A 21,637-nucleotide genomic window follows, 5' to 3' on the forward strand; every position below is an offset into this window, starting at 1 on the left:
CGCCCGTCGCGCAGGTGCTCGTACGCATCAAGTCTCTGGGCCCTGCGCGGTGCCCGCCCACCCCTCACCAGGGAGTGGCCACCCTCAAAATCAATGAAGACTTAAGGGGTAAGACAAAGTGGCAGCGGAGATCGTCAATCCTCGCAGCGACAGCAGTACGGATCAGGACGGCGGGGCCGAGCCCCTCGATTCCTTCGATCCGGCGTTCGCGCTGCACCGCGGCGGCAAGATGGCCGTGCAGGCCACCGTGCCGATCCGCGACAAGGACGACCTGTCCCTGGCGTACACACCCGGCGTCGCGCGCGTGTGCACCGCGATCGCCGAGCAGCCGGAACTCGTCCACGACTACACATGGAAGTCGTCCGTCGTCGCCGTCGTGACGGACGGTACGGCGGTGCTCGGACTCGGCGACATCGGTCCCGAGGCCTCCCTCCCGGTCATGGAGGGCAAGGCGATCCTGTTCAAGCAGTTCGGCGGCGTGGACGCGGTGCCGATCGCGCTGGACTGCACCGGCGTCGATGAGATCATCGAGACCGTGGTGCGCCTCGCGCCCTCCTTCGGGGGCGTCAACCTGGAGGACATCTCGGCGCCGCGCTGCTTCGAGATCGAGCGCAGGCTCCAGGAGCGGCTGGACATCCCGGTCTTCCACGACGACCAGCACGGTACGGCGATCGTGACGCTGGCGGCGCTGCGGAACGCCGCGCGGCTGACCGGGCGGGAGCTGGGTGACCTGCGGGCCGTCATCTCCGGTGCGGGTGCGGCCGGTGTCGCCATCGCCAAGTTCCTGCTGGAGGCCGGGCTCGGCGATGTCGCCGTCGCGGACCGCAAGGGTGTCGTCTCGCGCGACCGGGACGATCTCACGCCGGTCAAGCGTGAACTCGCCGAGCTCACCAACAAGGCGGGTATCTCCGGGTCGTTGGAGGCGGCGCTGGAAGGCGCCGACGTCTTCATCGGGGTCTCCGGGGGTACGGTGCCGGAGCCCGCGGTGGCTTCCATGGCCGAGGGCGCGTTCGTCTTCGCGATGGCCAACCCGGATCCCGAGGTGCACCCGGATGTGGCGCACAAGTACGCGGCGGTCGTCGCCACCGGGCGGTCGGACTTCCCGAACCAGATCAACAACGTGCTGGCGTTTCCGGGGATCTTCGCGGGGGCGCTGCAGGTGCGGGCGTCCCGGATCACGGAGGGGATGAAGATCGCGGCGGCCGAGGCGCTGGCCGGGGTCGTCGGTGACGATCTCGCCGCGGACTATGTCATCCCGTCACCGTTCGACGAGCGGGTCGCGCCTGCGGTGACCGCGGCTGTGGCTGCGGCGGCGCGGGCGGAGGGTGTTGCCCGCCGGTAGCCTGAACGGCCCCGTCCACTTGGGCGGGGCCCTTTTTTACCCACCCGCCCGCCCGTTCGGGTGATGTGAAGGGTGGACGTTGCCCGTGGGTGGCCGGTGTCGGTTGGCGGCCGCGGGCCGCGGGGGCTTCTTCTTTCCCGCCCGCCCACCCGTTACGCGCACTTGAAGGGTGGGCCTTTGCGGTGGGGGGCGGGGTCGCTCGGCGGCTGCGGCTGCGGACGGTCGACGGTGGGGTCTGGGGGCGCAGCCCCCAGGAGAACGGCCACGCAGGCGCCCCGCAGCCCTCGCGCAAGAGGGCATGTGTCACAACGCGAGGTAGTTCCCTGGTCAACCGGCGGAGCCTATCGTCGGGGGCATGTTCGCCGTCTACGCCGCCCGAATCGACCGCGACCAGCCGCTCTCCGGCCTTGAGTTGGGGGAGCGTCCCGCCCCCGAGGCCCGGCCGGGCTGGAGTGTCGTCGACGTCAGGGCCGCCTCCCTCAACCACCATGACCTCTGGTCTCTGCGCGGCGTCGGCCTCGCCGAGGACAAGCTGCCGATGATCCTCGGCTGCGACGCCGCCGGTGTCGACGAGGACGGCAACGAGGTCGTCCTGCACTCCGTCATCGGCCAGACCGGTCACGGCGTCGGCCCCAAGGAACCGCGTTCCATCCTCACCGAGCACTACCAGGGCACCTTCGCCGAGCGGGTCGCCGTGCCGACGTGGAACGTCCTGCCGAAGCCGAAGGAACTGTCCTTCGCGGAGGCCGCCTGTCTGCCCACGGCCTGGCTGACGGCGTACCGCATGCTCTTCACCAACTCCGGTGTACGGCCCGGCGATTCGGTGCTGGTGCAGGGTGCTGGCGGGGGCGTTGCCACTGCCGCCATCGTCCTTGCCAAGGCGGCGGGACTGCGCGTCTTCGCGACCAGCCGGGACGAGGCCAAGCGGAAGCGGGCGCTGGAGCTCGGTGCCCTGGAGGCGGTGGAGCCGGGGGCGCGGCTGCCGCAGCGCGTCGACGCCGTCATCGAGACCGTCGGCGCCGCCACCTGGTCCCACTCGGTGAAGTCGCTGAAGCCCGGCGGCACGATCGTCATCTCGGGCGCCACCAGCGGCGACCGGCCCTCGCACGCCGAACTCACCCGCATCTTCTTCCTCGAACTCAAGGTCGTCGGCTCGACCATGGGCACCAAGGACGAGCTGGAGGATCTGCTCGCCTTCTGCGCGGCCACCGGTGTCCGTCCGGTCATCGACGAGGTGCTGCCCATGGACCGCGCCCGCGAGGGCTTCCAACGCCTCGACTCCGGCGGCCAGTTCGGCAAGATCATCCTCACGAACGGCTAGCGACTCCCTCCCCTTACCGCTTCAACCCCTTACCGCCTCTACGGCCGGTCCGGTTTCCCGGGCCGGCCGTAGCCGTTTGTCAACTTTGATTGACAGGTGGGGCATGTCAACGTAGGTTGACATCATGACCGAAGCAACGGATCTCGCCGAGCGCGCGGGTGACCGTGATCCACGGGTCGGCCTGCGTGCCGTCTCCGCGCTGCGCAGGCTGGTGGAGCAGTTGGAGGCGGTGCAGGTGCGCAGTGCGCGCAACCAGGGCTGGTCGTGGCAGGAGATCGCCGCGGAACTCGGTGTCAGCAGGCAGGCCGTGCACAAGAAGTACGGGAGGCAGTGATGTTCGAACGGTTCACGAAGGACGCCCGCGCCGTGGTGCAGGGCGCGGTGGAGCACCGCGAGCGGTCGGGGCCCGGTTCCGTCGACCCCGAGCACCTGCTGTTGGCCCTCCTCGACCGCCGAGGCAGCCGGGCCTCCTTCGTCCTGACCGCCCTCGGTCTCGCTCCCGAGGAACGCAAGGAGTCCGTACGGCAGGCTCTCGGCGACGCCCGCCGGCGTGCGGGGCTCTCGCAGGCCGAGGCCGACGCGCTTGCCGGGCTCGGCATCGACGTCTCGGAGATCGTCGCCCGGGTCGAGGAGGTGCACGGCGTCGGGGCGATGTCCGGTGAGGGGAGGTTCAAGGAGTCGTGGTCGGGCCGCCGTACCTTCAGCCGCGGTGCCAAGAACGTCCTGGAGAAGTCCCTGCGCATCGCCGTCGCCCACCGCGACCGGCACATCGGCGACGAGCACCTCCTCCTCGCCCTGACCATCCTCCCCGGGGTGCCCGGTGAGGTGCTCGCCGACCACGGGGTGACCCACGAGGCGGCCACGCGCGTGTTGTACGGCGGCGGAGAGGCGAGGGCGGCGGGCTGAGGGGGCCGGGGGGCTAGGGGCTTGGGGGTCTGCGCGGCGGGGTGGTGCGCCTGGGGGGGGTGACTCCTGGGCGCACCACCTGCGGTTCGCGGCGTCGGCTCAGGCCTTGCGGCCGCCGCGCAGCACCGCCCCGATGCGTGCCGCCGCCGCGGACAAGTGGCGGCGGGTGTCGCGGAGTTGGTCCTCGGTGACGCCATGGTCGCGGGCCGCGTCACGGATGTCGTCCCGGAAGCGGTCGAGGAGCCGGTCCAGGTCGCGGGCCGGTTCACCGGTGGAGTCCTCGTGGGCCCAGGTCGGTTCGTACTCCGCCGGGAAGTCCTCCGGGGTCTGGCTGTACTCGGGTGCCGACGGGGTGGCCGGTGCCGAGGCCGACTTGCCGGCACCAGCACCTGTCCCTGCGCCCGTGCCCGGTCGTCCGAACCCGAAGTCCTTGCCGAACTCCTTCCCGAAGTCGCCGAATTCCTTGGCCAGTTCGGTCAGGCTCTCCCGTACGCCCGTGGGCCAGTCGCCGCGCGCGAAGTGGTCCTGCGCGTGCTCCTGGACCTGGCGGCCGATGCGCTGCATCTCCTCCTGGGCCTGCGCCCACGCCCGCGCCTGTGCTTCCTTGGCCTGACGCCGGGCCTGCTGGGCCTCCTCGCGGGCCCGACGGCTCTCGTCCTTGGCGCGGCGGGCCTGTTCCTTCCACTCCTGCTTGGCGCGGCGCATCTCCTCCTTGGCAGCGCGCCACGACTCCTTGTCACCGAAGTCCGTGAAGTCCCCGGCGGGGCCTTCGTGTTCACTCAGGCGACCGCGCCCGGCCCCGTTTCCCTGCCGGGCCTCCGTGGCCGCCGCGCGCATCTCACGGCGCAGGTCGCCCGCCGCGCCCCGGACGTCGGCCCGGATCTCGGCGGCCAGTTCGGCGACCGATTCGCGGATCTCCAGCTCCAGGTCGGCCAACTCGCCGCTGCGGTCGGCCAGTTCGGCGCGGCCGGCGTCCGTGATGGCGTACACCTTGCGGCCGCCCTCGGTGGTGTGGGTGACCAGGCCCTCGGCCTCCAGCTTGGACAGGCGCGGGTAGACCGTGCCCGCCGAGGGCGCGTACAGCCCCTGGAAGCGCTCCTCCAGGAGGCGGATGACCTCGTAGCCGTGTCGGGGGGCCTCGTCCAGCAGCTTCAGCAGGTAGAGGCGGAGGCGGCCGTGGGCGAAGACGGGAGGCATGTCAGAGCACCTTCTTGTCGGTCGTGCCGTCGGCCGCGTCGGTGCCGGAAGCACCGCCCGGGCCGGAAACGGAATTGTCCCCCGAGTCGCCCTGAGCCCCGTCCACAGGGGCGCCGGAAGCATCGTCCGTCACCCCGGGCGCGGGTGTGCCCGTGGCGTCGTCCGCAGCGTCCGGGGTCGTGGTCCTGCCCTCCGCTCCCGCCATCCCGGCGGTGTCGTCCGACGCGTTCGGCGCAGGTGTGTCCGCAGAGGTGTCCGACGCGTCCGGCCCCTTCTTCATGTCGGGCCGAGGCGTCTTGTCGGCCCGCGTCGCCGAGACGGTCACCTCCGTGTCCCCGTCCCATGGCCCCTCGTCCTCGCCCTCGTACTCCGCCGCCGGGCGGCGGAGCAGGGCGATCGAACCGGAGACGGTCGTCGCGCGCAGCTTCCCGGTGCCCGCGCCCAGGCGGCCGGTGATCTTGTGGGCGCCCCACTGGCCGTGCACCCGCAGTCCGTCGAAGGCGTTGGAGATCGAGCCGCTCGCCGTGTTGGCCTCGACGTCCGCGTCCGCCGGGTGCGGGAGCCGGATGGCGATCTCGCCCGAGACGTTGGTGAGGCGGACGTCGGTCGGGCCGTCCGGGTCGAGGTCCACGATCATCGAGCCGCTCACGGACTCGGCGCGCACGGAGGGGCCCGAGCCCTCGACGACGGTGAGGTCGCCGGAGACGGAGTTGAAGCGGAGGTCGCCGGTGACGGCCTGGGCCTCCAGGTTCCCGGAGACCGTCTCGGCGCGGACGGGTCCGGAGAGGCTGACGAGGGTCGTGTCGCCGGTGACACCTCGCACCACCGAAGGTCCGCTGATCCCGGAGACGACGGCGGCGGCGCCGACCACCCCGACCTCGACCCGGGTGCTCGCGGGCACGGCCAGGGAGACCACCGCGCTGCGCCGCCAGCCCTTCCGGTCGAGCCATTTGAGGAAGCCCTTCCAAGGGAGGTCCTCGTACGCCACCGTCAGCGTGCCGTTGTTCTGGGTCACCACCAGCGGTGGCCCGTCGATCTCGGAGATTTCCATGCGGGCGGAACCCTCGTCCGTCCCCACGACGTTCACCGTTCCGTTGACGATGCGCACGTGGAGATCGCTCACGGGCTCGTCGAACGTGAGCTTCTTGGGCTCTGCGACGGACCACTCGGACATGATGCAGACCTCCTCGGCCTAACCGGACCGGACACGACGCGCCATATCGCGTCTTCTGAGAAACACGATATATCGCGGATGGGGAAAGTCAAGACACTCGTTCCGGTGATCACCGGAGGTCGGATGCCGAGCGCCAGGTGTCGAACAAACGGCGGAAATGGGTGCATTGCCCTAGCGTGTGACCATGTCGACGGAGAAGCCGCAGGCCAGACACCGGACCGGTGCCACCCCGGGCGCCCTGCTGCTCTGCCGGGCGGACCCCGAGTCCGTCGCCCAGGCGGCCCATCTGCTCCGCGAACGCATGCTGCTGACTCGCGCGGGCGACGACTGGAGCGTGCTCGTCCCCGAGGGCAAGCCCTGGCTGCACGGCGACGAACCGGTCGACCGTGTCCTCACCGGCTGGGCCACCGCGCTCGCCGTCGGCGCCCCCTGGCCCGTACTCGCCCTGTGGTGGGACGCAGACCGCGCGGGCTACACCCTGGCCTCGGGTTTCCGCCGCCCCGTCGGCTACGTATGGCTCAGCGACGGCACCCCGGCCGGCGAGGACGAGGCGATGCGCCCCTTCGCCGCCCGCCTGGGCCTGGACCCCGTACTGGACCTGCGGTCCCTGGACCACCTGACGAAACCGGACCCCGAAGCCGACGCCCGCGCCCGTCTCCGCGGCCTCCTGGCGGTCCTCACGCGCGCGGGAGTGGCATTGCCCACCGGCCTCGCGCCGGGCGAACCCGCCGACCGCCTCCGGGAGATTGTCCGCGTCCGCCCCGATGCCCGACAGGTCGAACGGGCGGGCTGGCGCGAGGCGGTCCGCGCGGAACTCGACGCCGTCGACAGCAGCCGCCTCGGCCCCTGGATGCCCTGGTCCGGCACCCCCAGGGCACGCGCTCTCGCCCTGACCCAGATGGCAGCGGGCCTCCCGCTCACGACCTGGGGCCTACGACGCCGTAGCGGAGGCTGGATCGTCGCGGGGGCGCTGCTCCTGGCCCACGGCATGCTGGGCCTCGTCTACGACCTGGCCCGCCCGCGCGACTGACACGCCCTGGCGGCACCGCCGTAGGAATTACTCGTCGTCGTCCTCGTCGTCCAGGCGTGCCAGCCAGGTCGCCAGGCGTTCCACCGGGACCTCGAAGTCCGGGTTCAGATCGACGAACGTCCGCAGCTGTTCGGCGAGCCACTCGAAGGTGACTTCTTCCTCGCCGCGCCGCTTCTCCAGTTCTTCGATGCCACGGTCCGTGAAGTACATGGGTCAAGGATAAGTGCGCACAAACGGCCGGGCCGCACCTCCGAAGTGGGGGTGCGGCCCGGCCGCGTACGACAGTGCGGGGCGGTTACGCCTCGAACACCTCACGCACCAACTGCTCCTGCTCCGCCTGGTGCCGCTTGGCCGAACCCACAGCCGGAGACGACGAGTGCGGACGCGAGATCCGCCGCAGCCGCTCCCCGTGAGGAACGTCCGCGCCGACGGCCAGGTCCAGGTGGTCGATCAGGTTGAGGGCGATGAAGGGCCACGCGCCCTGGTTCGCCGGCTCCTCCTGGGCCCACAGGTACTTCTCGACGTTCGGGTACTTGTTGACCTCCGCCTGGAGCTCCGCACCCGGCAGCGGGTACAGGCGCTCGACGCGGATGATCGCCACGTCCGTGGTGCCGCGCTTGGTGCGCTCGGCCTCCAGGTCGTAGTACAGCTTGCCGGTGACGAAGACGACCTTGCGGACGGCCGCGGGGTCCGTCACCGTCTCGTCGCCGATGACCGGGCGGAACTGACCCGTCGTGAACTCCTCCGTCTTCGACGCGGCGGCCTTGAGGCGCAGCATCGACTTCGGGGTGAAGACCACCAGCGGCTTGTGGTGCGGGTTGTGCACCTGCCAGCGGAGAAGGTGGAAGTAGTTCGACGGGAGGGTGGGCATGGCCACCGTCATGTTGTTCTGGGCGCAGAGCTGGAGGAAGCGTTCCACGCGCGCGGACGAGTGGTCCGGGCCCTGGCCCTCGTAGCCGTGCGGGAGCAGCAGCGTGACGCCGGACGTCTGGCCCCACTTCTGCTCCGCCGCCGAGATGTACTCGTCGACCACGGACTGCGCGCCGTTGACGAAGTCGCCGAACTGCGCCTCCCACATCACGAGCGCGTCGGGGCGGGCCAGCGAGTAGCCGTACTCGAAGCCCATGACCGCGTACTCGGAGAGGAGCGAGTCGTAGACGTTGTAGCGCGCCTGCTCCTCGGAGAGGTACTGGAGCGGGGTGTAGTCCTCGCCCGTCTGACGGTCGATGAGGACCGCGTGACGCTGGCCGAACGTGCCGCGGCGGGAGTCCTGACCGGAGAGGCGCACCGGGGTGCCCTCCAGCAGCAGCGAACCGATCGCCAGCGTCTCGCCCATGCCCCAGTCGATCGTCCCGTCCTCGACCATCGTCGCCCGGCGCTGCAGCTGGGGCAGCAGGCGCGGGTGGACGTGGAAGTTGTCCGGGATGTTGACCTGGGACTCGGCGATCCGCTTCACGACCTCCGAGGAGATCGCCGTGGACACCGAGACGGGGAACTCCGCCTGCGGGTCCGACATCGGCGCCGCGCCCGGCTGGGCCGTCGCCTCGCGGACCTCCGTGAAGACCTTCTCCAGCTGGCCCTGGTAGTCCTGGAGCGCCTGCTCGGCCTCTTCCAGGGTGATGTCGCCGCGACCGATCAGCGACTCGGTGTACAGCTTGCGCACCGAGCGCTTCTTGTCGATCAGGTCGTACATCAGGGGCTGGGTGAAGGCCGGGTTGTCCGACTCGTTGTGACCGCGGCGGCGGTAGCAGATGAGGTCGATCACCACGTCCTTGTTGAACGCCTGACGGAACTCGAAGGCCAGGCGGGCCACGCGGACCACGGCCTCCGGGTCGTCGCCGTTCACGTGGAAGATCGGGGCCTCGATCATGCGGGCCACGTCCGTGGCGTACATCGAGGAACGCGACGACTCGGGAGCCGCCGTGAAGCCGACCTGGTTGTTGATGACGATGTGGATCGTGCCGCCGGTGCGGTAGCCGCGCAGCTGGGACATGTTGAGCGTCTCGGCCACCACGCCCTGGCCCGCGAAGGCCGCGTCACCGTGCAGGGCGAGCGGGAGGACCGTGAAGTCCGTGCCGCCCTTGTTGATGATGTCCTGGCGGGCGCGGACGATGCCCTCGATGATCGGGTCGACCGTCTCCAGGTGGGACGGGTTCGCCGCGAGCGTGACCTTGATCTGCTCGCCGTCCAGGCCGGTGAAGGTGCCCTGGGCGCCCAGGTGGTACTTCACGTCGCCGGAGCCGTGCATCGACTTCGGGTCGAGGTTGCCCTCGAACTCGCGGAAGATCTGGGCGTACGACTTGCCGACGATGTTCGCGAGCACGTTCAGGCGGCCGCGGTGGGCCATGCCGATGACGACCTCGTCGAGGCGCGACTCGGCCGCGCTGTCGATGACCGCGTCGAGCAGTGGGATGACCGACTCGCCGCCCTCAAGGGAGAAGCGCTTCTGGCCGACGTACTTCGTCTGCAGGAAGGTCTCGAAGGCCTCCGCCGCGTTCAGGCGGCGCAGGATGCGCAGCTGCTCCTCGCGCTCCGGCTTGGAGTGCGAGCGCTCGATGCGGTCCTGGATCCACTTGCGCTGCTTCGGGTCCTGGATGTGCATGAACTCGATGCCGGTGGTGCGGCAGTACGAGTCGCGCAGCACGCCCAGGATGTCGCGCAGCTTCATCAGGGACTTGCCGGCGAAGCCGCCGACCGCGAACTCCCGCTCCAGGTCCCACAGGGTGAGGCCGTGCTCGGTGATGTCCAGGTCGGGGTGCTTGCGCTGGCGGTACTCCAGCGGGTCGGTGTCGGCCATGACGTGGCCGCGGACCCGGTAGGAGTGGATCAGCTCGAAGACGCGGGCGGCCTTCGTCACGTCGTTGTCGTGCGACGCGTCGATGTCCTTGAGCCAGCGGACCGGCTCGTACGGGATGCGCAGCGCCTCGAAGATCTCGTCGTAGAAGCCGCTCTCGCCAAGCAGGAGGTTCGCGACGATCCGCAGGAACTCGCCGGAGGCGGCGCCCTGGATGACCCGGTGGTCGTAGGTCGACGTGAGCGTCATGACCTTCGAGATGCCGAGCTTGTTGAGGGTGTCCTGGCTCGTGCCCTGGAACTCCGCCGGGTAGTCCATCGAGCCGACGCCCATGATGACCGACTGACCGGGCATCAGACGCGGCACGGAGTGGACGGTGCCGAGGCCGCCGGGGTTGGTCAACGACACGGTGACGCCCGTGAAGTCATCCATCGTCAGCTTGCCGTCGCGGGCGCGGCGCACGATGTCCTCGTAGGCCTGCCAGAACTCGAAGAAGTTCAGCGTCTCGGCCTTCTTGATGCCGGCGACGACGAGCTGGCGGTCGCCGTTGGGCTTCACCAGGTCGATGGCGAGACCGAAGTTGACGTGCTCCGGCTTGACCAGGGTCGGCTTGCCGTCCTTCTCCTGGAAGGAGTAGTTCATCGACGGCATGGCCTTGATGGCCTGCACCATCGCGTAGCCGATGAGGTGGGTGAAGGAGATCTTCCCGCCCCGGGCGCGCTTCAGGTGGTTGTTGATGACGATGCGGTTGTCGAAGAGCAGCTTGACCGGGACCGCGCGCACCGACGTGGCGGTGGGGACCTCGATCGACGCGTTCATGTTCTTCGCGACCGCGGCGGCGGGACCGCGCAGCGTGATGAACTCCGGGCCACCGGCGGCCTCGGCCGCGGGCTCGGCCTTCTTCGGCTGAGCGGCCGGGGCCGCCGCCTTCGCAGGCGCCTGAGCCGGGGCTACGGCCTTCACCGGCGCCGGAGCGGCGGCTGCGGGCGCAGGCGCGGGGACCGCCGGAGCGGCGGGCGCGGCAGGAGCGGCCGGAGCAGGAGCCGGGGCGGCGGGTGCCGCCGGGGCCGGGGTGGTTCCTACGGCCCCCGCGGCCGCAGTACCCGCCGAAGTCGAGGTCGGGGCGGCAGCCGCGCCCGGCTTGTAGTCGGCGAAGAAGTCCCACCAGGCTCGGTCAACCGAGTTCGGATCCTGGAGGTACTGCTGATAGATCTCGTCGACGAGCCACTCGTTGGGCCCGAACGCCGCCGCGGGATTCTTACCCGCGGCTTGGTCGGACTCGGTCGAGATGGTCGAGTTACTGGGGGACTGTGACGACACGGCGGCAACCGCCCTCTTCCGCTTCACAAGGTGATGGACAGCGGGAATTAAGGCTACGCCCCCATGACGGCCAAGGTCAGGTCGGGCCGGTCCATCGTCGTGTAAGTCACACCGGAAAGTGTGTTTCGAGGGCCGAAATGGCGGGAAACAAGCGTGGTTCCGCAATGGAGGGGGCGCATGGATGCGGGCCGGGCGCACGAACGGCGCGGGCCTGTGCCTGATCACACGTGTCCGTCAGCGCGGACCGTCGTGGATCTTGGGGCTCCGGTTCGAACTTTACGTCAACTTGGCACGGAAGACAGTCCCGGGAGGGTGACGATAATCCTGCAGCCACGGTCGGATTCGGCCACACCGATCCGGCCGCCGTGCAGATCCACCGCCCAGCGGGCGATCGCCAGACCGAGGCCCGTACCGCCGTCGCTGCCGGGCCCGTGCGGCGAGCTCACCGCTCCCCGGTTGAACCGCTCGAAGATGTGCGCCCACTGCGACTTCGGGATGCCGGGTCCCTCGTCCAGGACCTCCAGCTCCAGCGACTCCGGCAGCGAACCGCGCCGTGCCTTCACCGTCACCCGGCCGTGCGCGGGGCTGTGCTTGACCGCGTTGTCGATCAGGTTGGCGACGACCTGGTGGATGCGCTCCGGGTCCGCGAGCGCGGTCAGCTCCGGCGGGGACACGTCCAGGTGCAGATGGACGTCGGTCCGCGTGTGACTGCCGGAGCCCGACGCGATGCCCGCGCGCGCGGAGGCGACCATGTTGGCCTCCTTGAGCACGCCCGAGAGATACGGCCACACCTCGAAGCGGCGCGTCTTCAGCGGTACGACGCCGTTGTCCAGGCGGGAGAGGTCCAGCAGCGTCTCCACCAGCCGGCCGAGCCGCTCGGTCTGCTTCAGCGCCGTCCGCATGGTCTCCGGATCGGCCGCCGAGACGCCGTCGACGACGTTCTCCAGCACGGCGCGCAGGCCCGCGATGGGGGTGCGCAGCTCGTGCGAGACGTTCGCGACGAGTTCCTTGCGCTGGCGCTCCTGCGCCTCCAGCTCGTCGGCCATGACGTTGATCGTCCCGGCCAGGTCGCCCAGTTCGTCACGGCGGTTCTCGCGCACCCGGCGGGTGTAGTCGCCGTGCGAGATGGACCGGGCCACCGTGTTCATCTCGTCCAGCGGCGCGGTGAGCGAGTGGGCCACGAACTGCGTTATCAGCAGTGTGGCGATCATCGAGAAGACCGTGATGAAGCGCAGCTCCGTCGCCGTGCGCATGGCGATCATCATCAGCCCGGTGGTGATGAGCACCGCGATGACGACCAGTGCGCCCAGCTTGGTCTTGATCGAGAACGGGCGTACGCCGCCCCAGGGCTCCCCGGGGCTCCTCCGTGACGTCGGCCCGTCGCTCATGGCGTCGGTGTCTCCAGTGCGTAGCCCACGCCGTGCACCGTGCGGATCCGCTCGGCGCCGATCTTCCGGCGCAGCGCCTTGATGTGGCTGTCTACCGTGCGGGTGCCGGAGGCGTCCGCCCAGTCCCACACCTCGGCGAGCAGCTGCTCACGCGAGAGCACGGCACGCGGGGTGTTCGCCAGGCACACCAGCAGGTCGAACTCGGTGGGCGTGAGATGAACGTCCTCGCTGCGCACCCTTACCCGGCGCTGCGCGTGGTCGATCTCCAGCTCGCCGAGGCGCAGGATGCCCGAGCGCGGGGTGGACGCGGCCACCACGGCACGCTCCACCCGGCGCAGCAGGACGTGCACGCGCGCCGCCAGCTCCCGCATCGAGAACGGCTTGGTCATGTAGTCGTCGGCGCCGACCCCGAGCCCGACCAGCATGTCGGTCTCGTCGTCGCGCGCGGTGAGCATCAGCACCGGCACCGGACGGGCGGCCTGCACACGGCGGCAGACCTCCAGCCCGTCGAAGCCGGGCAGCATGATGTCGAGGATCAGCAGATCGGGCTGCCAGGCCTCGGCGGTGTCGACGGCCGACGGCCCGTCGCCCGCGGTCTGCACGAGAAATCCCTCGGCGCGCAGACGGGCCGCGATGGCGTCGACGATCGTCGGGTCGTCCTCGACCACCAGCACCCGGCGCTGCGCGCCCGGCGTGGCCGTGGCCGTACCGTTGTGGGAGGTGTGTGTCTGCTCCATCGCCCGCCCCTGAAGTGTGCTTTCCGGAACCAGTGGGGTGATCCCATGACTGCGCTTGACGCTTGAATGATCTGCGTCAGGGAAGCAGGGTACGGGGAGTGACGTCGCCTTTGCTATCCAGGTCGTACAGCGAGGTGCACGACGTCGGGAACGCCTCGGGCAACGGGGATCTCTTCGGTACGCACCTGATGGAAACCGGCATTCCATAAGGTTCGTTCAAATTCCGGAGAGGGCTGCGCCGACCATACGGCGAGTACCCCGCCCGGTCTCAACACCCTTGCGCAGCTTGCCAGTCCGGCCGGTGAGTACAGGCTGTCGTTGCCCTCGGTGACGGTCCAGCCGGGGCCGTTGTCGATGTCCAGGCAGAGCGCGTCAAAAGTGGCGCAAGTCTCATTGACGAATGCGACTAGATCCGTTTTCACAATGTCGGTCCGCGGATCGGCGAGAGCGGCCGCGGAGAGCGCCGACAGGGGTCCTGAACGGTGCCATTCGACGATCGCGGGTTCCCGTTCGACGACCGTGATGTGACCCCACCGGGCGTCGGCGGCGGCATGCGCGAGCGAGAAGCCGACGCCGAGCCCGCCGATCAGCACGTCGGGCAACTGACCAGGTTCCTGGCGCCCGTTCAGGGCGTCGTACGCGGCGTCGACCAGCAGCCGCTCCGACCGCCCGTCCGAGGTGTCCATCAGGAAGCACCCGTTGGCGATGATCTGGAGCAACTCCCCGTGCCGGCGCAGCACCACCTCGCCGTAGGGGCCCTCTCGACGGTCCAGGACAACAGGGGTGTCGTACGCGGTGGTCATGCAACTCATCCTGGCAGTTTCACCGGATCGTGCAGCCGAATTAACCCAGGGCGAACACGACCGGGTGCAAGGTACCTGCGGACGCACAAGAAGGCTTTCAGGCTGCTGTGAATCGGCTCTCGCGTGGCGTCGGTCATAGACAGCGGCAGGTGGGACGGCGAAGGGTGGGGTTGAACCGGAAGGAGCGCCTCACCGTGGAACGGATCGCGACGGCCGACACCCAGGCCTCCGCCACGCCTTCGGGCGGGCCCCTGGCCGATGAGTCCGGGCCGGCCTCGTCGCTGGATTCCGGGCTGCTGGACGCGATGCCGAGACAGCGGGAAGTGCTGGACGGGGCTGGGGAGTTGAGGTTCGCCACGCCGACCCCGGCGGTGTCGGTCTCCGCGTCCACCCCGGCCGTCCCCGGAGAACCGCGCGTCCTGCTTGCACTCCGCCGCCTCCACCCCTGGCGGCTGCTGCCCACGCCCACGGGGACGCCGTTCACCTTCTGTTACGGGTTGCTGCTCGTCGTAACGTCGCTGGTGGCCCAGTACGCCGATCCGACCTTCGTGACCCAACTCCACCAGGCGTCCAGCACCGACGTCACCCACCTGCTCCGCGACCCGTTCCTCGTGCTGGTCGCCAGCGCGCTGTGGATCGTGGGCGGGGTGGTGTCGCCGTACGCGTTCCTCTTCCTGCTCGTACTGACCGCGCTGGAACGCCGGATCGGCGGCGTACGGACCGCGGCGGTGTTCCTCTGCGGGCACATAGTGGCCACGCTGGCGACTGAAGGGACCGTGGGAATCGCCGTGTTGGCGGGCCACCTCCCCGCCACCTCGCTGCACCGCCTCGACTACGGCATCAGCTTTGGTGTCGCGACGAGCATAGGAGCGCTGGCCGGCCTCCTCAGGCCCTGGCTGGGACTGCCGTTGCTCGCCCTGTTCGGCTGGACGCTGATCGAGGCCCTGATCGCGTTCACCGACCCCATGACGAACTGGGGACACCTGATCTCGCTGACGATAGGCGTCGCGACCTGGCCGCTGGTACGGCGCTGGGCGCGGACGGCGCAGGTGAACCGAGCGGCACGGTTGGCTGTGGCGGCTCGGGTTGAGGTCGCGGGGGTCTGACTCCCCGCCCAGTCGGCCGCGTTCAGCTTCTTCGCTACTCCTGGGACGCCAAGTCGGCGCTCTTGCTGGGCGGTTGCTCCGGGGACCACACGTACGGCGTGGTCGTGGTGATCGCCCGGAACCCCAGCCGGCGCAGGATCGGCGCGCTGTCGTCCGTGGCGTCCACCTGCAGATACGGCACTTTGCGGGCGGCGGCGAGAGCGGCCCGGACGGCGACGAGGGCGCGGTAGATGCCCTTGCCGCGCCACTCGGGGAGTGTCGAGCCGCCCAGCATGTTGGCGAACTGCGTCCCCGGCCGGAAGGCGAGCCAGGCCGCGGAGACCATCTCGCCGTCCGCCTCGACGGCGTAGACGGCCATCTCGTCCGGAGCGGCGGCGATCCGCCCGAGCAGGTCGGCGGCCAGCCAGTTCAGGTCCATGTCCCAGATGGCCGACTGCAGCGCCCCGAGCCGCCGCAGGTCGTTCTCGGCTGTGATCCGGCGGATCGTGACCCCTTCCGGCAGCACGGGCTCCCGTACGGCCATCTCCTCGGCCAGCCCGATCAGCACCGTCTCCGGCTCCTCGGGCACGAACCCCGCCGCGCGCAGCCGGTCGGTGAGGTCGGCGGGCACGTCGTGGGAGCGGGTCTTCCACTCCACGCTCTCCCCGCGCGCGGGGAAGAAGTCCCGCTGCCGCACGATCAGTTCGTCCAGTTCCGGTCCCTGCACCCCCAGGTCACGCGGCCCGCTCACGAACCCGCGGAACTGCCCGACGATCCGCAGCAGCGGCCCGTCCTTCTCGTACGTCACCCCGGCGGGCGGAATGGGCGGGGTGCCCCGCATCTGGTCGTCGTAGGCGGCGAGGAGGGTCTGGGTTTCGGGATCCGTGTCTGTCACGGCGTGACAGTACGAGGAGGCGTGCGGGCCGGGGCAACCAATTATCGGCGGGGAATCAGAATCAGCTCAGGCGGAGTTGCTCTGCCGGCGGCTGCGGTGTGAGCGTGCTGCGGAGCCGGTTGACGGCCGCCTGCCAGGGGCCGGGGCCGCCGTCCGGTTCGGTCCAGAGTTCCAGGAGTTCGGACGGCTCGGTCATGACGCGGTCGAGGGCCTGGAGGGCGAGGGCGCGTAGACCGGTGAGGTCGGGGACGGGCTCGTCCGGTCCGTAGGCGGGGTGGGCGGGCTCGCCGCCGGGGCATTGTGCGGCGACCAGGGCCGCTGCCGCGACGGCTTCGTCGGCGGCGCGCGCGTCGAGGTAGCCGGTGGTGTCGGCCGCTCGGGCGAGTGTGTCGCGGACCAAACCCTGCCGCGTGTCCGGGGAGGCGTCGTCGAGGTCGCCGCACCAGTCCGCCGCGGTGTCGTTGCCGAAGGGGCCGACGTCCCAGGTGCCCATGTGTCTCTCCTGGCCGTGATGGCGTCTGTGGCGTCCGGGCATCGTGGCAGGCGCCACTGACATCGACCGTCGAGCCCCGGCCACCCCGTCAGAGCACTCCGTCAGTGCACCCCGTTCCCCGGGAAGTCCCCGCCCCGTTTCCGTGTTGACCTGCACGGAGCCCAGCGCGTTACCGCCGATCGCTCACAGCGAACAACCGGTGGGGAACAATCGAAGACGCCCAGGCATTGAGTCGGCATAGCTCAACTTGACTGCCTAAGGGGAGATCATGGCTTCGACGTCCACACCGCTCACCCTGCCCGTGCTGCCGCTCGACGACGAGGTCGTGCTGCCCGGAATGGTGGTTCCGCTGGACCTGAACGACACCGATGTACGCGCCGCCGTGGAGGCCGCACAGGCCGCCGCGCGGTCCGAGCCCGGAAAGCCCAAGGTCCTGCTGGTGCCACGGATCGACGGGACTTACGCGAGCACGGGTGTGCTCGGCACCATCGAGCAGGTCGGCCGGCTGGCCGACGGCGACCCCGGTGCGCTGATCCGCGGCCGTAGCCGCGTGAAGATCGGGGCCGGGACCACCGGGCCCGGTGCCGCGCTCTGGGTCGAGGGCACCGCTCTCGACGAGAACCTGCCCGAACCCTTGCCCGGCTCCGTTTCCGAGCTGGTGAAGGAGTACAAGGCGCTGGCCACCGCATGGCTGCGCAAGCGGGGGGCCTGGCAGGTCGTCGACCGTGTGCAGGCCATCGATGACGTGTCCACCCTCGCTGACAATTCCGGTTACTCGCCCTTCCTGACCACCGAGCAGAAGATCGAGCTGCTGGAGACCGCCGACCCGGTGGCCCGGCTGAAGCTCGCCACCCAGCACCTGCGCGACCACCTCGCCGAGCAGGACGTCGCCGAGACCATCGCCAAGGATGTGCAGGACGGTGTCGACAAGCAGCAGCGCGAGTTCCTGCTGCGGCGCCAGCTCGACGCCGTACGCAAGGAACTGCGCGAGCTGAACGGGGACACGAGCGACGGCGAGGAGTCCGACGACTACCGCGCCCGGGTCGAGGCCGCCGATCTTCCCGAGAAGGTCCGCGAGGCCGCGCTCAAGGAGGTCGAGAAGCTGGAGCGCTCCTCCGACCAGTCGCCCGAGGGCTCGTGGATCCGCACCTGGCTGGACACCGTCCTCGAACTGCCGTGGAACGAAAGGACCCAGGACGAGTACGACATCCAGGGCGCCAAGGCGATCCTCGACGCCGAGCACGCCGGTCTGAACGACGTGAAGGAGCGCATCACCGAGTACCTGGCCGTGCGCAAGCGGCGCGCGGAGCGGGGCCTGGGTGTGGTGGGCGGTCGGCGCGGCGGTGCCGTGCTCGCCCTCGTCGGCCCGCCCGGTGTCGGCAAGACCTCGCTCGGTGAGTCCGTCGCGCACGCGATGGGCCGGAAGTTCGTCCGGGTCGCGCTGGGCGGGGTCCGGGACGAGGCCGAGATCCGCGGTCACCGGCGTACGTACGTCGGTGCGCTGCCCGGTCGTATCGTCCGGGCCATCAAGGAGGCCGGGTCCATGAACCCGGTGGTCCTGCTGGACGAGATCGACAAGGTGGGGTCCGACTACCGGGGCGACCCGGCGGCGGCTCTGCTCGAAGTGCTCGACCCCGCGCAGAACCACACCTTCCGCGACCACTACCTGGAGGTCGAACTCGACCTGAGCGATGTGGTGTTCCTCGCGACGGCGAACGTCCTGGAGGCCATCCCGGAGGCGCTGCTCGACCGTATGGAACTGGTGCGGCTCGACGGGTACACCGAGGACGAGAAGGTCGTCATCGCCCGTGACCACCTGCTCCCGAGCCAGCTGGAGCGGGCGGGGCTCAAGGACGACGAGGTCGTCATCGACGAGAGCGCGCTGCGCAAGCTCGCCGGCGAGTACACCCGTGAGGCGGGCGTCCGCACCCTGGAGCGGTCCGTCGCCCGGCTGCTGCGCAAGATCGCGGCCCAGCACGAACTGGGCCAGCGCGAGCTGCCGTTCACGGTGACCGACGCCGACCTGCGCGCGCTGATCGGACGGCCGCACCACGTGCCCGAGTCCGCCCAGGACCCGGCCGAGCGCCGCACGGCCGTACCCGGTGTCGCCACCGGACTCGCGGTCACCGGCGCGGGTGGTGACGTCCTCTACGTCGAGGCGTCGCTGGCCGACCCGGAGACGGGCGCGGCGGGTCTGACCCTGACCGGTCAGCTCGGTGACGTGATGAAGGAGAGCGCGCAGATCGCCCTGTCCTTCCTCCGCTCGCACGGCGCCGAACTGGAGCTGCCCGTGGGCGACTTGAAGGACCGGGGCGTGCACATCCACTTCCCGGCGGGTTCGGTGCCGAAGGACGGCCCGAGCGCGGGTGTCACGATGACGACGGCCCTGGCGTCGCTGCTCAGCGGCCGGCTGGTCCGCACGGACGTGGCGATGACGGGTGAGGTCTCTCTGACCGGTCGGGTCCTCCCGATCGGCGGCGTGAAGCAGAAGCTGCTCGCCGCGCACCAGGCCGGGGTCACCACCGTGATCATCCCGAAGCGCAACGAGCCCGACCTGGACGACGTCCCGGCCGAGGTCCTGGACAAGCTCGACGTCCACGCGGTGACGGACGTCCGCCAGGTTCTGGAGCTGGCACTGGCGCCGGCCACGAACGGCGCGACGGCGGAGGTTCCGGTGGCGGCGTGACGGACGTCCACCGGTAGGTGAGGGCCCGGGTCCCCTTTCGCGAGGGGCCCGGGCCTTCGCCGTACGTCAGCCGTTGGCGAGCGCGACCACCCGGTCCTGCGCCCCGTTGAACTTGTCGTGGTCCCCGACCGTCGTCCCGGACGACGTGTACTGCCACATCGTGTAGAACGACCACCCGCCCGGCAGCGTCCCCGGGTCCGAGGCGTACCGCGCGATCCACAGCGGGTTCGCCGAGTCGAAGGCGCCGGAGTTGCCCGTGCAGTCGGACCACCAGCTCGTCGCCGTGTAGATCACCGCGTCTCGGCCCGTACGGGACTTGTACGTGGACAGGAAGTCGGCGATCCAACTGACCATCGCCGCGGCCGACTTGCCGTAGCAGGACGCGCCGTACGGGTTCCACTCGATGTCGAGGACACCGGGAAGGGTGCGGCCGTCCTTGGACCAGCCGCCGCCGTGGTCGACGAAGTAGTTGGCCTGGGTGGCGCCGCTCGTCGTGTCCGGGGTCGCGAAGTGGTAGGCGCCGCGGATCATGCCGACGTCGTAGGCGCCGTTGTACTGCTGGGCGAAGTACGGGTTCGTGTAGTACGTCCCCTCGGTCGCCTTCGTGTAGGCCCACTTGACCCCGCTGCTCCACAGGGTCGACCAGGCGACGTCGCCCTGGTAGCCGCTGACGTCGACGCCCTCCGTCTGGGTGGCGTCACCGCCGGTGGGTGTGCCGTCCTGGCCGTCGTGCGCCAGGACGCCGATGCCCAGGTAGGCCGAGCCGCGGGCCGGGACCGTGGCGGCGCCGGCCGGGTGCGTGAGGCCCGCCAGCAGGAGTCCGGAGAGGGCGAGGGCGAGGGAGAGGTGCCGCAGGCGTGGTGGTCGGGGTCTGTGCACAGGCATGGGCGCGGGCATGGCGTGCCTCCGAGGGCGCGGTGGAGCGCGGTGGGGGAGTGGGGAAAGTGCGTTGATGTTGGCGTGGCCATGCCAGTCATTGCCTGGTAAGGAAGCTACGCACCGAGAAGACCGCGTGGGAAGGGGGTCCGGACGACGCCGTTGGTCTAGCCCTGCGAAATACTGGCGGAGCTGCGGCGATGACGGTGTTTGGCGGAAACTTTCACGATCGGGAAAGCGGACCAATGGGTGCTGACGTGCACAAGGGCGAGGACAGGAACGGCGGCCGGCCCTCCGGGGACGGTGACGAGCTCGTCCCGGATCACGAATACCTCTCTCTGGAACGCGAGTTGACGTTCCTCCTGCGCCGGGCCCGGGCCAACCAGGGCGAGATGGCCCGCGAGGTCCACCCCGACCTGGAGTCCGCCGCGTACGGCCTGCTGGTCCGGCTGGAGGAGTACGGCCGGCAGCGCGCCACGGAGCTCGCCGCCTACATCGGCGTCGGCAAGGCCACGATGTCCCGCCAGCTGCGCGCCCTGGAGGACCTGGGCCTGATCGCCCGCGAGCCCGACCCGGCGGACGGCCGCGCCTGGCTGGTCGACCTCACCGGCGAGGGCCGCCGCCGGGTCACCCACGTCCGCGAGGCCCGGCGCGCCCGCTACGTCACGCAGCTCTCCCACTGGGACCGCCGCGAGGTCGCCGAACTGGCCCGCCTGCTCCACCAGTTGAACGGCGTCATCGGCAAATAGACAGCAGAGGTGCCAGGGGACTCACAACTCGGCGTACACGACCGTCGCGTCGTCGTGCGTCTTGCTCCTGCGCAGATACGTCCGCTCCGCCGCGTCGGCCCGCTCCAGGGCGCGGACACGGGACACCAGCTCCGGTGCCCCTTCCTTCCGTACGAGAGTGAAGCAGTCCGCCCAGTCGCCCTGGCCGAACTTCTCCACCCATCGCGTCGCCCCGTCCGTCAGGGCGACGAGGGTGCGGACGTCGGCGCGGGGGAGCGACCCCGTCACCGCCCGGGCCGCGACCGACGGATCGGCGGCGGCCGTGAAGAAGCCGCCCTCCTTGTTACGGAGCGTGGTGTCGATCATGGCGTCCGTCGCGAGAGCGGAGCGGGGGAGGCGGGAGAGGCGGTCGTCCAGGACGACGGTCACCGCGCCGGACGGGGATTCGGCCAGCAGGGCCGAGTCCGAGAGGACCAGGTATTCGACCTCCTGGGGGGACCAGCGGGCCAGCACCACGGTTGCCTGTGGGGTGCGTGGGTGAGAAAGGTCACAGGTGGGGGCGTGGGCCTCAGCTGTTCGGAGGATCGCCCGGGAGAGAATCTCCGCCAGGGTCAGATCCCGGTAGGAAACGGTCAGTTCGGTCAGTGCCCCACCCAGGCGCGCGATGTACCAGGGGACCGAATGCAGACAGCCCGTCTCTCCTCTCGGCGGTGTCACACCGTCCAGGACGATCAGCGAACCGCCCTGTCCCGAGGCCGGAAGGCCGACGCTCGCGAAGTCCTCGTTGGGGCGGTCCGGGTCGCCGGGTTCCGACACAAGTTCCGTACGCATACGGCCAGTCTGCACGACCTCTTCACAGGCT

19 protein-coding genes are annotated in these 21,637 nt (G+C 70.2%); 8 read left to right on the forward strand and 11 right to left on the reverse strand.

Going from position 1 to position 21,637, the window contains the following annotated elements; translation table 11 throughout:
- Positions 1-118: 118 nt before the first annotated feature.
- The 4 genes from ACGFY9_RS39215 (at position 119) to ACGFY9_RS39230 (ending at position 3,569) form a co-directional block, all read left to right on the forward strand.
- On the forward strand, positions 119-1,342 hold the full coding sequence (locus tag ACGFY9_RS39215) for an NADP-dependent malic enzyme (protein ID WP_390157196.1): 1,224 nt from the start codon (positions 119-121) through the stop codon (positions 1,340-1,342).
- Positions 1,343-1,697: 355 nt separating this feature from the next.
- Positions 1,698-2,663 (forward strand): zinc-binding dehydrogenase, encoded by a 966-nt coding sequence (locus tag ACGFY9_RS39220; protein WP_393762409.1) that lies wholly within the window; start codon positions 1,698-1,700, stop codon positions 2,661-2,663.
- Positions 2,664-2,787: 124 nt separating this feature from the next.
- Positions 2,788-2,997, forward strand: a complete 210-nt coding sequence (locus tag ACGFY9_RS39225; protein WP_266772466.1) for a helix-turn-helix domain-containing protein — start codon at positions 2,788-2,790, stop codon at positions 2,995-2,997.
- The gene (locus ACGFY9_RS39230) at positions 2,997-3,569 is read left to right on the forward strand and encodes a Clp protease N-terminal domain-containing protein (RefSeq protein WP_393762411.1); all 573 of its coding nucleotides are present in this window, start codon (positions 2,997-2,999) and stop codon (positions 3,567-3,569) included. The genes ACGFY9_RS39225 and ACGFY9_RS39230 overlap by 1 nt, the downstream gene beginning before the upstream one ends.
- Positions 3,570-3,668: 99 nt before the next feature.
- Here ACGFY9_RS39230 and ACGFY9_RS39235 read toward each other — a convergent pair whose 3' ends face one another.
- A complete protein-coding gene (locus ACGFY9_RS39235; protein WP_393762413.1) occupies positions 3,669-4,766 on the reverse strand; it encodes a helix-turn-helix transcriptional regulator in 1,098 nt (365 codons plus the stop codon).
- A gap of 1 nt (position 4,767) precedes the next feature.
- Complete coding sequence (locus ACGFY9_RS39240; protein ID WP_393762415.1) at positions 4,768-5,940, reverse strand: DUF4097 domain-containing protein; 1,173 nt, start codon at positions 5,938-5,940, stop codon at positions 4,768-4,770.
- Between the two features lie 184 nt (positions 5,941-6,124).
- On the opposite strand from ACGFY9_RS39240, the gene ACGFY9_RS39245 reads away from it, so the two are divergent.
- Positions 6,125-6,970 carry a hypothetical protein gene (locus ACGFY9_RS39245; RefSeq protein WP_393762416.1) on the forward strand — a complete coding sequence of 282 codons (846 nt, stop codon included), beginning with the start codon at positions 6,125-6,127 and terminating at the stop codon, positions 6,968-6,970.
- 27 nt (positions 6,971-6,997) lie between these two features.
- On the opposite strand, the gene ACGFY9_RS39250 is transcribed toward ACGFY9_RS39245, so the two are convergent.
- From ACGFY9_RS39250 to ACGFY9_RS39270, 5 genes are all read right to left on the reverse strand, one after another.
- On the reverse strand, positions 6,998-7,180 hold the full coding sequence (locus ACGFY9_RS39250) for a DUF6104 family protein (RefSeq protein WP_019075209.1): 183 nt from the start codon (positions 7,178-7,180) through the stop codon (positions 6,998-7,000).
- An 85-nt stretch (positions 7,181-7,265) separates the two neighbouring features.
- Complete coding sequence (locus ACGFY9_RS39255) at positions 7,266-11,084, reverse strand: multifunctional oxoglutarate decarboxylase/oxoglutarate dehydrogenase thiamine pyrophosphate-binding subunit/dihydrolipoyllysine-residue succinyltransferase subunit (RefSeq protein WP_393762418.1); 3,819 nt, start codon at positions 11,082-11,084, stop codon at positions 7,266-7,268.
- 281 nt (positions 11,085-11,365) lie between these two features.
- Entirely contained in the window at positions 11,366-12,472 is a 1,107-nt protein-coding gene (locus ACGFY9_RS39260; protein WP_393762420.1) for a sensor histidine kinase, read from the reverse strand.
- Positions 12,469-13,209, reverse strand: a complete 741-nt coding sequence (locus tag ACGFY9_RS39265) for a response regulator transcription factor (protein WP_033282112.1) — start codon at positions 13,207-13,209, stop codon at positions 12,469-12,471. Before ACGFY9_RS39265 ends, ACGFY9_RS39260 begins: the two co-directional genes overlap by 4 nt.
- 113 nt (positions 13,210-13,322) lie before the next feature.
- Positions 13,323-14,012 carry a spermidine synthase gene (locus ACGFY9_RS39270; protein ID WP_393762422.1) on the reverse strand — a complete coding sequence of 230 codons (690 nt, stop codon included), beginning with the start codon at positions 14,010-14,012 and terminating at the stop codon, positions 13,323-13,325.
- 194 nt (positions 14,013-14,206) lie between these two features.
- Here ACGFY9_RS39270 and ACGFY9_RS39275 point away from each other — a divergent pair, with 194 nt between their 5' ends.
- The gene (locus tag ACGFY9_RS39275) at positions 14,207-15,118 is read left to right on the forward strand and encodes a rhomboid-like protein (protein ID WP_393762424.1); all 912 of its coding nucleotides are present in this window, start codon (positions 14,207-14,209) and stop codon (positions 15,116-15,118) included.
- A 34-nt stretch (positions 15,119-15,152) separates the two neighbouring features.
- Here ACGFY9_RS39275 and ACGFY9_RS39280 read toward each other — a convergent pair whose 3' ends face one another.
- Entirely contained in the window at positions 15,153-15,938 is a 786-nt protein-coding gene (locus ACGFY9_RS39280; protein ID WP_393762754.1) for a GNAT family N-acetyltransferase, read from the reverse strand.
- A gap of 115 nt (positions 15,939-16,053) precedes the next feature.
- Positions 16,054-16,485, reverse strand: a complete 432-nt coding sequence (locus tag ACGFY9_RS39285; protein WP_393762426.1) for a DUF4259 domain-containing protein — start codon at positions 16,483-16,485, stop codon at positions 16,054-16,056.
- 268 nt (positions 16,486-16,753) lie between these two features.
- On the opposite strand from ACGFY9_RS39285, the gene lon reads away from it, so the two are divergent.
- Positions 16,754-19,171 (forward strand): endopeptidase La, encoded by a 2,418-nt coding sequence (lon, locus tag ACGFY9_RS39290; RefSeq protein ID WP_393762428.1) that lies wholly within the window; start codon positions 16,754-16,756, stop codon positions 19,169-19,171.
- A 66-nt stretch (positions 19,172-19,237) separates the two neighbouring features.
- On the opposite strand, the gene ACGFY9_RS39295 is transcribed toward lon, so the two are convergent.
- Entirely contained in the window at positions 19,238-20,056 is an 819-nt protein-coding gene (locus ACGFY9_RS39295; protein WP_393762430.1) for a lysozyme, read from the reverse strand.
- Positions 20,057-20,292: 236 nt separating this feature from the next.
- On the opposite strand from ACGFY9_RS39295, the gene ACGFY9_RS39300 reads away from it, so the two are divergent.
- Positions 20,293-20,796, forward strand: coding sequence for a MarR family winged helix-turn-helix transcriptional regulator (locus tag ACGFY9_RS39300; RefSeq protein WP_393762432.1), 504 nt, complete (start codon positions 20,293-20,295; stop codon positions 20,794-20,796).
- 21 nt (positions 20,797-20,817) lie between these two features.
- Here the strand turns inward: ACGFY9_RS39300 and ACGFY9_RS39305 are convergent, their stop codons facing one another.
- The gene (locus ACGFY9_RS39305; RefSeq protein WP_393762434.1) at positions 20,818-21,606 is read right to left on the reverse strand and encodes a hypothetical protein; all 789 of its coding nucleotides are present in this window, start codon (positions 21,604-21,606) and stop codon (positions 20,818-20,820) included.
- Positions 21,607-21,637 lie beyond the last annotated feature (31 nt).

It is taken from the genome of Streptomyces sp. NPDC048504 (assembly GCF_043200035.1).
Lineage (GTDB): Bacteria > Actinomycetota > Actinomycetes > Streptomycetales > Streptomycetaceae > Streptomyces.

Bases quoted from the DNA above. Each gene is read 5' to 3' on its own strand.
- ACGFY9_RS39220 (WP_393762409.1), top strand. From the start codon at position 1,698: ATGTTCGCCGTCTACGCCGCCCGAATCGACCGCGACCAGCCGCTCTCC.
- ACGFY9_RS39225 (WP_266772466.1), top strand. From the start codon at position 2,788: ATGACCGAAGCAACGGATCTCGCCGAGCGCGCGGGTGACCGTGATCCA.
- ACGFY9_RS39230 (WP_393762411.1), top strand. From the start codon at position 2,997: ATGTTCGAACGGTTCACGAAGGACGCCCGCGCCGTGGTGCAGGGCGCG.
- ACGFY9_RS39235 (WP_393762413.1), bottom strand. From the start codon at position 4,766: ATGCCTCCCGTCTTCGCCCACGGCCGCCTCCGCCTCTACCTGCTGAAG.
- ACGFY9_RS39240 (WP_393762415.1), bottom strand. From the start codon at position 5,940: ATGTCCGAGTGGTCCGTCGCAGAGCCCAAGAAGCTCACGTTCGACGAG.
- ACGFY9_RS39245 (WP_393762416.1), top strand. From the start codon at position 6,125: ATGTCGACGGAGAAGCCGCAGGCCAGACACCGGACCGGTGCCACCCCG.
- ACGFY9_RS39250 (WP_019075209.1), bottom strand. From the start codon at position 7,180: ATGTACTTCACGGACCGTGGCATCGAAGAACTGGAGAAGCGGCGCGGC.
- ACGFY9_RS39260 (WP_393762420.1), bottom strand. From the start codon at position 12,472: ATGAGCGACGGGCCGACGTCACGGAGGAGCCCCGGGGAGCCCTGGGGC.
- ACGFY9_RS39265 (WP_033282112.1), bottom strand. From the start codon at position 13,209: ATGGAGCAGACACACACCTCCCACAACGGTACGGCCACGGCCACGCCG.
- ACGFY9_RS39270 (WP_393762422.1), bottom strand. From the start codon at position 14,012: ATGACCACCGCGTACGACACCCCTGTTGTCCTGGACCGTCGAGAGGGC.
- ACGFY9_RS39280 (WP_393762754.1), bottom strand. From the start codon at position 15,938: ATGCGGGGCACCCCGCCCATTCCGCCCGCCGGGGTGACGTACGAGAAG.
- ACGFY9_RS39285 (WP_393762426.1), bottom strand. From the start codon at position 16,485: ATGGGCACCTGGGACGTCGGCCCCTTCGGCAACGACACCGCGGCGGAC.
- lon (WP_393762428.1), top strand. From the start codon at position 16,754: ATGGCTTCGACGTCCACACCGCTCACCCTGCCCGTGCTGCCGCTCGAC.
- ACGFY9_RS39295 (WP_393762430.1), bottom strand. From the start codon at position 20,056: ATGCCTGTGCACAGACCCCGACCACCACGCCTGCGGCACCTCTCCCTC.
- ACGFY9_RS39300 (WP_393762432.1), top strand. From the start codon at position 20,293: ATGGGTGCTGACGTGCACAAGGGCGAGGACAGGAACGGCGGCCGGCCC.
- ACGFY9_RS39305 (WP_393762434.1), bottom strand. From the start codon at position 21,606: ATGCGTACGGAACTTGTGTCGGAACCCGGCGACCCGGACCGCCCCAAC.